The 12,783-nt window shown below is 71.0% G+C and carries 12 protein-coding genes; 8 read left to right on the top strand and 4 right to left on the bottom strand.

Going from position 1 to position 12,783, the window contains the following annotated elements:
* Window positions 1-12: 12 nt before the first annotated feature.
* On the bottom strand, window positions 13-1,185 hold the full coding sequence (gene rhaI / locus ABD256_RS11950) for an L-rhamnose isomerase (RefSeq protein ID WP_344416800.1): 1,173 nt from the start codon (window positions 1,183-1,185) through the stop codon (window positions 13-15).
* Between the two features lie 100 nt (window positions 1,186-1,285).
* Between rhaI and ABD256_RS11945 the strand changes: the two genes are divergently transcribed.
* Window positions 1,286-2,278, top strand: coding sequence for a LacI family DNA-binding transcriptional regulator (locus ABD256_RS11945; RefSeq protein WP_344416798.1), 993 nt, complete (start codon window positions 1,286-1,288; stop codon window positions 2,276-2,278).
* On the opposite strand, the gene ABD256_RS11940 is transcribed toward ABD256_RS11945, so the two are convergent.
* Entirely contained in the window at window positions 2,253-2,723 is a 471-nt protein-coding gene (locus ABD256_RS11940) for a MarR family winged helix-turn-helix transcriptional regulator (RefSeq protein ID WP_344416796.1), read from the bottom strand. The two genes, ABD256_RS11945 and ABD256_RS11940, sit on opposite strands and share 26 nt — an antisense overlap.
* A gap of 253 nt (window positions 2,724-2,976) precedes the next feature.
* Between ABD256_RS11940 and ABD256_RS11935 the strand changes: the two genes are divergently transcribed.
* Window positions 2,977-3,657, top strand: coding sequence for a DUF3159 domain-containing protein (locus ABD256_RS11935; protein ID WP_344416794.1), 681 nt, complete (start codon window positions 2,977-2,979; stop codon window positions 3,655-3,657).
* Window positions 3,658-3,699: 42 nt separating this feature from the next.
* Here ABD256_RS11935 and ABD256_RS11930 read toward each other — a convergent pair whose 3' ends face one another.
* Window positions 3,700-5,241, bottom strand: coding sequence for a hypothetical protein (locus ABD256_RS11930; protein ID WP_344416791.1), 1,542 nt, complete (start codon window positions 5,239-5,241; stop codon window positions 3,700-3,702).
* A gap of 278 nt (window positions 5,242-5,519) precedes the next feature.
* On the opposite strand from ABD256_RS11930, the gene ABD256_RS11925 reads away from it, so the two are divergent.
* The 6 genes from ABD256_RS11925 (at window position 5,520) to ABD256_RS11900 (ending at window position 11,692) form a co-directional block, all read left to right on the top strand.
* Complete coding sequence (locus ABD256_RS11925) at window positions 5,520-6,491, top strand: LLM class flavin-dependent oxidoreductase (protein WP_344416788.1); 972 nt, start codon at window positions 5,520-5,522, stop codon at window positions 6,489-6,491.
* A 104-nt stretch (window positions 6,492-6,595) separates the two neighbouring features.
* Window positions 6,596-7,522: an aldo/keto reductase gene (locus tag ABD256_RS11920; protein WP_344416786.1), complete on the top strand. Its 927-nt coding sequence runs from the start codon at window positions 6,596-6,598 to the stop codon at window positions 7,520-7,522.
* Between the two features lie 125 nt (window positions 7,523-7,647).
* On the top strand, window positions 7,648-8,013 hold the full coding sequence (locus tag ABD256_RS11915; RefSeq protein WP_344416783.1) for a hypothetical protein: 366 nt from the start codon (window positions 7,648-7,650) through the stop codon (window positions 8,011-8,013).
* A 71-nt stretch (window positions 8,014-8,084) separates the two neighbouring features.
* Complete coding sequence (locus ABD256_RS11910; RefSeq protein ID WP_344416781.1) at window positions 8,085-10,349, top strand: MMPL family transporter; 2,265 nt, start codon at window positions 8,085-8,087, stop codon at window positions 10,347-10,349.
* Window position 10,350: 1 nt separating this feature from the next.
* Complete coding sequence (locus ABD256_RS11905; protein WP_344416779.1) at window positions 10,351-11,046, top strand: TetR/AcrR family transcriptional regulator; 696 nt, start codon at window positions 10,351-10,353, stop codon at window positions 11,044-11,046.
* 19 nt (window positions 11,047-11,065) lie between these two features.
* Window positions 11,066-11,692 (top strand): TetR/AcrR family transcriptional regulator, encoded by a 627-nt coding sequence (locus ABD256_RS11900; RefSeq protein ID WP_344416776.1) that lies wholly within the window; start codon window positions 11,066-11,068, stop codon window positions 11,690-11,692.
* A 240-nt stretch (window positions 11,693-11,932) separates the two neighbouring features.
* On the opposite strand, the gene ABD256_RS11895 is transcribed toward ABD256_RS11900, so the two are convergent.
* Window positions 11,933-12,694 carry a class I SAM-dependent methyltransferase gene (locus ABD256_RS11895; RefSeq protein WP_344416774.1) on the bottom strand — a complete coding sequence of 254 codons (762 nt, stop codon included), beginning with the start codon at window positions 12,692-12,694 and terminating at the stop codon, window positions 11,933-11,935.
* Between the last annotated feature and the right edge of the window lie 89 nt (window positions 12,695-12,783).

Genomic DNA, 12,783 nt, shown 5'->3' with positions numbered 1-12,783 from the left:
CATCGCCCCCGGTCACGCTCCCCAGCCGGCCTGGCTGCCGCCGATCCGCTCGGCGACGATCCGTTCCGCGTAGCCGGAGCGGCGGTAGGCGGCCAGCGGATCGGGGTCGAGGCCGCGTTCAGCGCGCAGTTCGGCGAGCATCGGCCGCACATCGGTGTGGTAGGCGTCCATCAGCACGTCGTTCGCCGCGATCACGTCGCCGGAGCGCTGCGCCCCGGCGAGTGCGGCGGTGTCGACGAGCAGCGCCTTCGCGGTCGCCTCCTGGACGTTGCACACCGACCGGATCTGGCCGGGGATCTTGGGTTCGATGTTGTGGCATTGATCGAGCATGAACGCCACGCCCGCGGACGGCTCGTACCCGCCGCCGCGCACCACCTCGTGGAGGATCCGGAACAGCTGGAACGGATCGGCGGCGCCGACCATGAGGTCGTCGTCGGCGTAGAACCGCGAGTTGAAGTCGAAGGCGCCGAGTTTGCCCGCACGCAGCAGGAACGCGACGATGAACTCGATGTTGGTCCCCGGCGCGTGGTGCCCGGTGTCGACGCACACCCGCGCCTTCGGCCCCAGTTCGAGGCAGTGCGCGTACGAGGTGCCCCAGTCGGGCACGTCCATCGTGTAGAACGCCGGCTCGAAGAGCTTGTATTCGAGCAGCATGCGCTGGTCGTCGCCGAGTCGCGTGTAGACGGTCGCGAGCGCTTCGGCGAGCCGGTCCTGCCGGGCCCTGATGTCGTCCTGCCCCGGGTAGTTCGTCCCGTCGGAGAACCACAGCTTCAGATCGCGCGACCCGGTCGCGTCCAGCACGTCCACGCAGTCGAGCAGATGCGCCACGGCCTTGCGGCGGATGCGCGGATCCGGGTTGGTGACGCTGCCGAGCCGGTAGTCGTCGTCCTGGAACACGTTGGAGTTGACGGTGCCGAGCCGGATTCCCGCCGACGCGGCGTAGTCGGCGAGTTTGCCGTAGTCCTCGACCGTGTCCCACGGGATGTGCAGCGCCACGCTCGGCGCCACCCCGGTGAAGGCGTGCACCTGCGCGGCGTCGTCGATCTTCTCCTCGACGGTGCGGGGTACGCCCTGCTGCGCGAACACCTTGAAGCGGGTGCCCGAGTTCCCGTACGCCCATGAAGGCGTTTCGATCGCCTGTGTGGCCAGACGTGCTTTGACCGCGTCCGCTGAAACTGGTTCCACGAAAACTCCTCGGCTCCGGGCAGCACATCCGAAGATAGCGAACTGAAACGTTTCATCCCGATGCTAAGCTGCGCTGCGGCGAGTGACAAGGGGGCCACACATGGTTGGCATCAAGGATGTCGCGCGACGGGCGGGCGTTTCCATCGGCACGGTGTCCAACGTGGTCAACCGCCCGGACGTGGTGTCGGACGCGACGCGCGCGAAGGTGCTCGCCGTGATCGACGAACTCGGCTACGTGCGCGACGAGTCCGCGCGGCAGCTCCGGGCCGGGCGCAGCAGGGTGCTGGGGCTGCTCGTGCTCGATCTCGGCAACCCGTTCTTCGTCGACGTGGCCCGCGGTGCCGAAGAGGCGGCGAGGGAAGCCGGCCTCAACGTCGTCACCTGCACCAGTTCCCAGCAGATCGACACCGAGGCGTCCTACCTCTCGATGTTCGCCGAGCAGCGGGTCCGCGGTGTGCTGCTGAGCCCGGTGACCACCGATGCCGGGGCGTTGTGCGCGTTCCGCCGGAGCCGGATCCCGTTCGTGCTGGTCGACCGCACCGCACCCGCGGACGAGGTGAGTTCGGTGTCCGTCGACGACGTCGTGGGCGGCATGCTCGCCGGGCGGCACCTGCTCGAAACGGGGCATCGCCGGATCGCGTTCGTCAACGGGCCCGAGGTGCTCGCCCAGTGCCGGGACCGGCGGCACGGGCTGGAGGCCGCGCTGGCGGGCTCCGGCACCGAGCTGTCCACAATGGAGGTTCCGGCGCTCGACGTGGCGTCGGGACGCGAGGCGGGCACCCGGCTGCTCGCGCGCACGCCCCGGCCGACGGCTGTCTTCTGCGCCAACGACCTGCTGGCGCTCGGCGTGCTCCAGGCGATGGTCGGCGCGGGCGTCGCGGTTCCGGGAGAGGTCGCGATCGTCGGCTACGACGACATCGAATTCGCCGGTGCCGCCGCGGTCCCGCTGACCTCGGTCCGCCAGCCGGCGAGGCTGATCGGGCGCACCGCGGCGGATCTGCTGATCGCCGAGACCGGTGACGGCGAGCAACCCGGGCATCGTGCGGTCGTCTACGAGCCGTCGCTCGTCATCCGGGAGTCGACTCGCCGCTGACCGCGCTTTCGTAGGCGCGCAAGGTGTCCACGAACAGGCGGCGTTCGACCGGGGTGAGGGGCGCCAGCGCCGACTGCCACGCGGTCGCCCCCTGCGCCAGCCACTCCTTGATCGCGGGAAGGTGCCGGTCGGTGATGCTGACGATGCGCCGCCTGCGGTCGGCGTCATCCTCCTCGCGCGCGAGGAGGCCCTTCCGGCTGAGCTCGGAGACCATCAAGCTGACCGTGGCCGGCGCCACTTCGAGCCGTTCGGCGAGTTCGTTGACCGTCATCGCGCCGTCGAAGAGCAGGTAGGACAACAGCGACAGGTGCCGCGGCGCGAGGGAGAGCGACTGGAGCTCTTCGGGAATCGGGATCCGCTTCACCCGTCCGACCATGCGCGGCATCAGCAACAGCAGCGCGCGGACGGCACCGTCGACCTCCAGCCCCTGCCCGTCCGAGGACATCGGACCCCTTTCACCCGGTACGGCTCTGCCCGCGAAACAGCTTCGCGGTCGCGGGTGAGTCTGTCACGGAGGCCATCCCTCCGCTGCCGGGCGTCTTGTCCATCGCGAACCCTGACCGTCCGCCGTTCCTCGCGTGCCCAAGGGCGCTACCAGTGCTTTTCCATCGGCGCCTCGACTATGCGGTTGATGTTCGCGGCGCACCGGGACCTTAGCGTGAAGAGGATCCCGAACCCGTCGGACGGAGCACGACCACATGCCTCCCCTCGCGCAAGACACGGCCGCGAAACGGCCGCCCACGCTGTGGGAGCAGACGGGCGGGCTCTCGGGCCTGTTCTTCTCGGCGCTCCCGCCGACGACCTTCGCCATCGTCAACTCGTTCGCGGGCCTGGCCGCCGGGATCTGGTGCGCCCTCGGTATCGCGGTGGCGTTCCTGGTGCTCAGGATCGCCCGCGGGCAGCCGCTCAACCCCGCGATCGGCGGGTTCGCCGGGATCGCGATCGCGTCGTTCATCGCCTACCGCACCGGTTCGGCGAAGGGCTACTTCGTCGTCGACATCTGGTGGGCGCTGGCAGGTGCCGGTGCGCTGGTGGTGTCGATCGTGGTGCGCCGCCCGCTCGTGGGCGTGCTGTGGAGCGTCGCGAACCGGGCGCCCCTGACCTGGCGGCGCGACCGGTCGTCGGTGCGCGGCTACGACCTGGCGACCGCGGCCGCCGCGGCGGTGTTCGGCGCCCGGTTCCTCGTCCAGAACTGGCTCTACGGCGAGGATCTCACCGGCTGGCTGGCGTTCGCGAAGATCGCCATGGGATATCCGCTGACAGTGGTCGCCGTCGTCGCCGCGGCGGGGGCCGTCCGGCACGCCGAGCGTCGGCGAAGCCACCTTCGGGACCCGGCGCGATCCCCTTCGCGCACGGGGTCCCGGATGGATGTCCCCTGACGGCAGGTCCCTCGGCCCCTGAAAAGTCCACTGTGGACGGCGTCAGGGGTGCGGGGGTGCGGAGTGCCCCGGTCCGGTCAGCGCGTAGCCGAGCAGGCCTTCGTTCTTCGCGCCCGGCGCCTTCTCGCAGTCGGTCATGATCGACACGTAGTGGTCGTCGATGCCGCCGGCGTGACAGCGGTAGAGCGGCGTGTTCGGCGCGGCGGGCGGGCTGGTGTAGATCCAGCCCGCGGTGTGCTTGATGACGTTCCCGCTGCCCTCGCACCCGGCGTCGAGCGAGACGAAGTGGTCCCTGGCCCCGAGGCGGCATTCGTACAGCGGTTTGGTGCCCGCGGTCTCCCCCGCCTTCAGGTACCAGGTGCCGCCCTGTTCGGGGTGCATCCTGGCGTCGCTCACCGGGCCCGTCGTGACCTCGTGGCGGGAGCCGTCGGTGTAGCGGACGAACGCGGTCGTGCCCGAAGGCAGCCCCGCGGTACAGGTCACCGTGCGGCGCATGATGCGCGCGTTGGCCCAGTCCGGCTTCGGGTTCGCCCACTGCAGGTAGTAGAGGTAGAACTGGTTCGACAGCACCGACGGGTCGTCACCGGTGCCGACCAGGTTCGGATAGGCGTCGAAGTGGTCGGGATCGCGCAGCAACGGGACCTCGGGGGCCCAGCCGGACGTGCCGTCGGTGGCCGTGGTGGTGAACCGCATTTCGCTCGGGTTCGTCCCGAACGCCATCGCGAGCCCGCCGCTCGCGGTCCGCACGGTGCTCGGGTGCCAGGACAGGGTCTGGTTCGGGCGCAGGTCCGACGACGGCCCGCCGAGCCCCGGCGAGTTCCAGGCGCCGTCGTGGAACTTGGACCATTTGACGACGGTTCCCTGCTTCGCCGCCGCCAGCACGTCCGCCAGTGGCGCCCGTGCCGAGGAGAACGACGTGTACCCGGGTGTGTTGTCGGGTTTGGCGTAGTAGTCGGGGTAGTGCATCCGCAGGTAGCCGTCCACGACGGTCAGCGACGAGGTGCCGACATCGGCGTTCCAGTGGTGCGCTTTCGCGGTCTCGAAGTCCAGTGCCGGGGTGATCACCGGGCCGAGATCGGTGGTGACCCCGGTGGCCGGGTCGAAGCGGCCGAGGTGCAGCTCGGAGTAGTAGCCCTTCGCCGGGTCCTGGAGGTCGAAGTGCCGCTCGATGTGCAAGGTCTGCAGCACGGTGCCGCTTTGCGGGTCGCGGTAGACCGGGCCGCCGCCTGCCCAGCGCGCGTCGCCGGGCCAGTTCTCCACGGAGCCGACGTGCGCCACCCCGCCCGCGACCGGGTTGTCGAGGTTCCCCTTGGTGACCGCGATGCTCTGCGGGTGCTGCGGTGTCCCGCGAAAGGCGGCGACACCGAGGAAGGTGTAGTTCCCCGGTCCGTCCCTCAGCACCCCGAGCGCGGTGTCCGACCAGCCGTCCAGTCCGAGCGAATCCCTCGTCGCGTCCGGGACGACGACCTGCTCCGGGCCGACCGAGACCCCGCCGCATACCGGTGCCGCCGCGGTCGCCGTCGCGCTCGGCACCACCACCGAAGCGGCCACCAGCGAACAGGCCAGTACGAGCCGTCGTTTCATCCTGAATCCCCCCAGTTCCACATCAAGACGCCGGGAGCCTACAAGGGACCCGGCACGGCCGCTGGCGAACGCGGGAAAAGGACCGTGCTCACGCCAGGAAGCGACCGAGCGCCGCCGGGCACGGGAATCGTCCGGAGAATTTCACCGGTTGGCTCTCACCGCAGCCCCCTTGCCGTCGTGGAAGACCCCGCCATCCGCCGAATCTGCGCCGGGGACGTGGTGCCGTGTCCGGCCGGAAGCCGCTTCCCCGCGCCACGGGGGTCTGTAAGGATTCGCGTATGGCGAAGCGTGTCGGAGCGATGTTCCCGTGCCGTATCCCCGCGAGCCGTCTCGTGCGGCTTTCCCAGGAAGCCGAGCGGTCGGGCCTCGACGAGCTGTGGGTCGTCGAGGACTGCTTCTACACCGGCGGGATCGCCAATGCGGCGACGGCGCTGGCGGCCACCGAGGCGATCACGGTCGGTATCGGGGTCCTGCCGACCGTCGCGCGCAACGCGGCCATCGCGGCGATGGAACTGGCGGCGCTGGCCACGCTGCACCCTGGCAGGCTGATCGCGGGGTTCGGCCACGGCGTGCCCGACTGGATGCGCCAGATCGGCGAGTACCCGCCGTCGCCGCTGGCCGCGTTGCGGGAAACGCTGTCCGCGGTGCGCCGCCTGCTCGCGGGTGAACAGGTCACTGTGGACGGAAAGCACGTGCGGCTCGACGACGTCCGCCTCGAGTTCCCACCCGCGGTCGTTCCGCCGGTGTTCGCCGGTGTGCGCGGGCCGAAGTCGCTGGCCGTCTCCGGCGCGGAGGCGGACGGGACGATCCTCGCGGAGCCGGCGTCGCCGGAATACCTGCGGTCCGCGCTGGCCGCGATCGAGGCCGGTGGCGGCGATCCCGCGCGCCACACCGTGGTCACCTACACCTGGTTCGCCGCCGACGACGATCCCGAAACCGCGCGAGAGGCGGTCCGCGGCACGCTGAGCCGGATGAGCGCGAAGGTCGCGCCGCACGTGCGGCCGCTGCCGTTCGGCGAAGAACTGCTCGCGGCGATCGACGCGGGCGAGCTCCCGGCGAAACTGCGCCCGGAATGGGTCGACCGGCTCAGCGTCTCGGGTACCCCTCGGCAGTGCGCGGACCGGATCGCCGAACTCCACGCGGCGGGCAGCGATTCGGTCGTGCTCATCCCGGTGCCGGGCACCGGCGAGGAAGCCGCGTTCGCCGCGGCGGGCGAGATCGCCACCGCGGTGCGTTCGGCGGCGGGGTAACCCCGGACGCTGTCACGAAAGGACAGTTCCGAAGCAGGACGCGGCGTTCGGCCCGGCCATTCCCGTGCACTGAGCGTCCGGGCCGGACGGGTTAGGGTTCGGCGATGAGCGCGGAACTGGTCTACGGCTGCATGGGACTCGGCGGCGCCTGGTCGGCCGAGCCACTGACCACTGAGGACGTCGACGTGGCCGAGCGCGCGGTCTTCGCCGCGCTCGATGCCGGGATCACGTGGTTCGACCAGGCCGATATCTACCGGCACGGCAAGTCCGAGGCGGCACTCGGCGCGGTGCTCGCGCGGCACCCCGGGGTGCGCGAGCGGATCCGCATCCAGACCAAGTGCGGGATCAGGCTCGGCGAGAACGGGCTCGACGCCTACTACGACCTCAGCCGCGGCTCGATCCTCGAGCGCGTCCGGGGCAGCCTCGACCGGCTCGGCACCGACTTCGTCGACGTCCTGCTGCTGCACCGGCCGGATCCGCTGCTGGAACCGGACGAGGTCGCCGCCGCGTTCGCGGAGCTGCGCGCGGAGGGCAGGGTCGGCGCGCTCGGCGTGTCGAACATGTCCGCGGCGCAGATGGCCTACCTGCAACGGTCCCTCGACGAACCGCTGGTGGTGAACCAGCTCGAAATGAGCCTGCGCAAACGGGACTGGGTCGACGCGGGCGTGCTGGTCAACCATCCCGGTCACGACCGGTTCCCGGAAGGCACCCTCGAATACTGCCGCGCGAACGCGGTCCGGTTGCAGGCGTGGGGCGCGCTCGCGCGGGGGGTCTACACCGGTGCCGGATCTCGGACCGAGGCGAGCACCACCGCGCTGGTCGCGGAGCTGGCGTCGGCGAAGGGCACCACGCCGGAGGCGATCGTGCTCGGCTGGCTCATGCGCCACCCCGCGGGGATCGAGCCGGTCGTCGGCACCACCTCACCCGATCGCGTGCTGGCCTGCGCGGACGCGCCAGCTCAGGCCGCGGCCATGTCCGGCGTCGAGTGGTATTCGCTCTACCTCAGCGCGCGAGGTGCACCGCTGCCGTGACTGGGTGGCCACGGCACCGTCCTCATCGGACAGTGCACGAGGTCCCGTCCGACCGTCCGATGTGGACGGCCGAACGAACGGATCGCTAGCCGGGGAGCCTGCCGGGTTCGTCCACCACCGCGGTGGTGACGGATTCGTACCCGGTCACCGCGGCCGACGTCGTCCGGATCTACCGCTACCTGCTCGAACACGCCGCGGAGACGATCCTTTCCGCGCTCGCGGAGGCGACCGAGGCCGGGACCGACGGTTTCCGGCAGTACGTCGGGATCCCGGACGCGGCGAACGGCCTGCCGTGGGCGGTGAAGCAGGGCTGGTCGTGCTGCCGCCCGGCCCGGATCCTGCACACCTCGGGCCTCGTCGGCGAGGGCAACCGCTACGTCGTGGTCGTGCTGACCTCGCATCCGGCGTCGGTCACGGACGGAGTCGGCTCCCGCCGGGTGACCGCCGTCGTCTCCGCGCTGCGTCCGCTCCTCGGCGGCGGCACGAGTTGATTGACGGCGCTAACTTATCGTGGTTAACATATCGACGTTAACCATCTGGGCGGCATACCGGGGGAACTACCGTGCTCACGCGTCTCGCCGATCTGGGCATCCGGGTCCCCAAGCGGATCCTCGGATTCGCCGCGTTCGTCCTGATCGCGGGCGCGGTGTTCGGGGTGCCGGTCGCCGATCACCTTTCCGCGGGCGGTTTCGCCGATCCCGGCGCGTCATCCACCGCGGCGAACGACCTGCTGGCCGGCCGTTTCCACGCGGGCGACCCGAATCTCGTGCTCCAGGTGAGCGCGCCGGGCGGTGCCGACGACGCCGCGGCGCGGGCGGAGGGCGAGCGGCTCGTCGGCGCGCTGCGCGGGGAGCCCGACGCGCGGCAGGCCGAGTCGTACTGGACCGCGCCCGCCCCGGTCGCGCCCGGGCTGCGCGCCGACGACGCGCGCTCCGGGCTCGTCGTGGCCACCGTCACCGGGGACGACGACCAGGCGCCGAAACGGGCCGCCGCGATCGTCGACCGGCTCCTCGCCGACCCGGTGCCCGGCGCGACCGTGACGGCGGGCGGCCAGGCGATCGCCTACCACCAGGTGTCCGACCGGGTGACCGCCGATCTCACGACGGCGGAGCTGGTCGCCGTCCCGCTGACCGGGCTGGTGCTGATCTGGGTGTTCGGCAGCGTCGTCGCGGCGCTGGTACCGCTCGCGGTCGGGCTCTTCTCGATCGCGGGAACACTCGCACTCCTGCGCGGCCTGACGGCGGTGACCCCGGTGTCGGTCTACGCGATGAACCTGACCACCGCACTCGGCCTCGCGCTGGCCATCGACTACAGCCTCTTCATCGTCAGCCGGTATCGCGAAGAGGCACGATCCGGGCTTGCCCCGGCCGACGCGGTACGAGTCGCCATGAGAACGGCGGGCCGCACAGTGCTGTTCTCCGCGCTGACGGTCGGACTGTCCCTGGCCGCGCTCGCCGTCTTCCCGGTCTACTTCCTGCGATCCTTCGCCTACGCGGGCATCGGGGTGGTCGCGCTGGCCGCGCTCGCGTCGCTCGTGGTGGTGCCCGCGCTGCTCACCGTCCTCGGGCCGCGCCTGGACGCGCTCGACATCAGGGTGCCGATCCGCCGCTGGCTGCGTCGCCCGCCGCCGCGGCCGGTTCCCGCCGAGCGGAGCTTCTGGTACCGGGTGGCGTCGGCCGTGATGCGCCGCGCGGTACCGGCGGGGCTCGCCGTCACCGCGTTGCTGCTGGTGCTCGGTTCCCCGTTCCTCGGCGTCCGGTTCGGCTACCCCGACGACAGGGTGCTGCCGCCCGTGTCGTCGAGCCATCAGGTCGGCGACGCGCTGCGCACCGGGTTCGCGTCGAACGCGGCGGCGACGATCACCGTGGTACTGCCCGAAGTGTCCGGGGAACCCGGCGCGCTCGACCGGTACGCGACGGCGCTGTCGCGCATCGGCGGCGTCACCGGGGTCAGCTCGGCCACCGGCACCTACGCGGCGGGCGGTCAGGTGGCGCCGCCGTCCGGTGCGCCGATGGTGTCCGGGGCGAGCGCATACCTCGCCGTGCGCACCGGCCTCGATCCGATGTCCGACGAGGGCAAGAAGGTGCTCGAAGCGGTCAAGGCCGCGCCGTCCCCCGGCGAAGCGCTGTTCACCGGGCTGGCGGCGGAGAACGAGGACAGCGTCGCCGCGCTCGGCGACCGGCTGCCGCTGGCGATCGCGCTCATCGCCGCCACCACGTTCGTGGTGCTGTTCCTGCTCACCGGCAGCATTCTGTTGCCGCTCAAGGCACTCGTGCTCAACACGCTGTCGTTGTCGGCGACCTTCGGCGCGATGGTGTGGATCTTCCAGGACGGTCACCTCTCCTCGCTCCACGGTTCGACCGTCACCGGATACCTCGTGGCGACCATGCCGTTGCTGATGTTCTGCCTGTCGTTCGGGATTTCGATGGACTACGAGGTGTTCCTGCTCGCCCGCATCCGCGAGCACTGGCTCGAATCCGGGCGCACGCCGGCCGACAACGAGCGCGCGGTGAGCCTCGGCCTCGGGCACACCGGCCGGATCGTCACGGCCGCCGCGGTCCTGATGGCGATCGTGTTCGCCGCGCTGGCGACCGGGTCCGTGTCGTTCATGCAGATGTTCGGCACCGGGCTGACGCTCGCCGTGCTGATGGACGCGACACTGGTCAGGGGCGTGCTCGTGCCCGCGTTCATGCGGCTGGCCGGGCGCGCGAACTGGTGGGCGCCCGGCCCGCTCGCGCGGTGGCACGCGCGCTACGGCTGGACCGAATCCGGCCGTATCGGCGAGTCCGGTCCCGCCAAGGCGGCCTCGGTGGCCGACACTGGGTGACGTGACCGCGCACCCTCCACCGAACCCGTCGTCCCCGCGCAGGCGAGCGCGCCGCGGCAGTGGCGAACAACTGCACGGCAAGATCCTCGACGCGGCGAAGCAGCTGCTCGCCGAGACGGGGCGTGCCGAGGCGATGTCGATCAGGGCGGTCGCCGATGTCGTCGGCGTCACCTCGCCGTCGATCTACCTGCACTTCGCGGACAAGGATTCGCTGGTGCAGGCGGTGGTCGCGGATCTGTTCGGCGAACTCGGCGAACGGCTCGGCGGCGGCACCCCCGGGGAGCCGCCGCTGGACAAGCTCTGCCGCCAGGGCACGGCGTACATCATGTTCGCGCTGGAGTCACCGGAGCACTACCGGCTCGCCACGATGTCGGCGAGCACCGAGATCGGCAAGGTGGACCTGGTGCTGCAGACCACCGCGTTCGCGCACTTCCACCAGACGATCACCGAGTGCATGGACGCCGGGATCTTCGCCAAGGGCGACCCGACCCCGGTCGCGCTCGACCTCTGGGCCGCCGCGCACGGGATCGCGTCGCTGCTGATCGCCAAGCCGTACCTGCCGTGGGGCGATGTCACCGAAGCCGCTGACAGGGTGATGCGCGCGACCGCGATGGGACTGTCCATTTCGGAATACCTCGGCGCGGACGCGACCCCGGCGGACTTCGTCGGCTGGCGTGCCTCGCTCCCGCCCCGCTGACCGGCCCTATGCTGGACTGATGACGGAAACCCGACCACGCGGGCGCATCGACAAGCGGCACGCGATCCTCGACGCCGCGTTCACCGTGTTCGCCCGCGAGGGTTACGCGCAGGCCGGGGTCGACGTCATCGCGGCCGAGGCAGGCGTGGCGAAGGCAACCGTCTACAACCACTTCCGCGACAAGGAAAACCTGCTGCGCGAGTCGATCACGGCCAGCGCCGACGAGGCGTTCGCGACGAACATGGCGGCGGTCGAGCGGCTCACCGACTCCGGCGGCGATCTTCGCGCGCTGCTGGAAGAAGTCGGGCACCAGCTCGCCACCTGCTACTGCGACGCCAAGTCCTGGGCGCTGAACCGCCTGCTGGCGGCGGAGCTCGCGCAGTTCCCCGAGTTGCTCGACATCGTCGACGGCCGCGCGGCGACCCGGGTCGCCGAGGCACTGGCCGACCGGCTGGCGCGGCTGATGCTGGCAGGCAGGCTGCGCTCCGCGGACCCGCGCACCGCGGCCGACCAGTTCGCCGCGCTGCTCACCGGCCCGCTCGCGAAGCGCGCGCGGCTCGGGACGAAACCGGTGCCGGAAGCCGAACTGCGGGAGGTCGTGGCGAACGCCGTCGACACCTTCCTGCGCGCGTTCGGCGCGGGCTGAGCCCGCTCCAGCCGTGGATGCCCCGAAGGATGCTCCTACCGAAACCGACGCGAGGTCAGCCGCGCATTCCCCAAGGTGCCCGTCAGGGAATCGGCGGCCAGCCTCCGGCGTACCCGCCCCCGGCCCCCAGCACCGGAATCGACTCGCACACATGATCACTGTGACCTTCAGGGCAGCCACGTCCCCGAAGGTCACCTTCGGGGCATGCGAATTCTCCGAGGCTGTCGCGAGGGCCGAGGCTCAGCCGGGTTTGCGCGCCTCGACCAGGAACCGCGTGGTGTGCGCCACGAACGGTCCCTCGGCCGCGATGCGGTCGTGCAGCTCGCGCAGCTTCTCCCGGTATCCGTCCACAGTGAACCCGGGGACCATCCAGATCACCTTGCGCAGGAAGTAGATCACGGCCCCGATGTCGAAGAACTCGGTGCGAAGGCTCTCGTACTTCAGCTCGGCGACGGACAGTCCCGCCGCCTCCGCCCCGGCGCGTGCGAGTTCGGGGTCCCGTTTGGCCCGTACCTCGGGCGGTTGCGGCCCGAGGAAGAACTCGACGAGTTCGAACACGCTGTGCGGGCCGACCTGCTGGGAGAAGTAGGTGCCGCCCGGCCGGAGCACGCGCGCGATCTCGTCCCACCACGTCGTCACCGGATGACGGCTGACGACCAGGTCGAACGCGGTGTCGCCGAAGGGCAGCGGCGGCTCGTCCTCGTCGGCGACCACGACGGCGCCGCGCGGGTGCAGCAGCGCGGTGGCGCGCTGGATGTTCGGCGGCCACGACTCGGTCGCGACGGTGAGCGGCGGTAGTGTCGGCGCGCTCGCGAGCACCTCGCCACCCCCGGTCTGGATGTCGAGCGCGGCCGACGCCAGCGCCATCCGCTCCCCCATCGCGCGGGCGTACCCCCAGGACGGCCGCCGCTCGGTCGCCCGCCCGTCCAGCCAGGAAAAGTCCCACCCGTCGACGGAAACCGACTCCGCCTCTGCCACCAGTTCCTCGAACGATCGTGTCACGGCGTGATCGTCGCATCCGGTCCTGCGGCGGGCCACCGGGTTTCCTGATCGAGCGAAGGTAACTGCTACGATCCCGTTAATCAGTTACT

The organism is Amycolatopsis minnesotensis (assembly GCF_039529815.1).
Taxonomy (GTDB): Bacteria; Actinomycetota; Actinomycetes; order Mycobacteriales; family Pseudonocardiaceae; genus Amycolatopsis; species Amycolatopsis minnesotensis.
The sequence above is the reverse complement of the archived record's forward strand: the minus strand, read 5'-3'. Positions and strand labels throughout refer to the sequence as shown.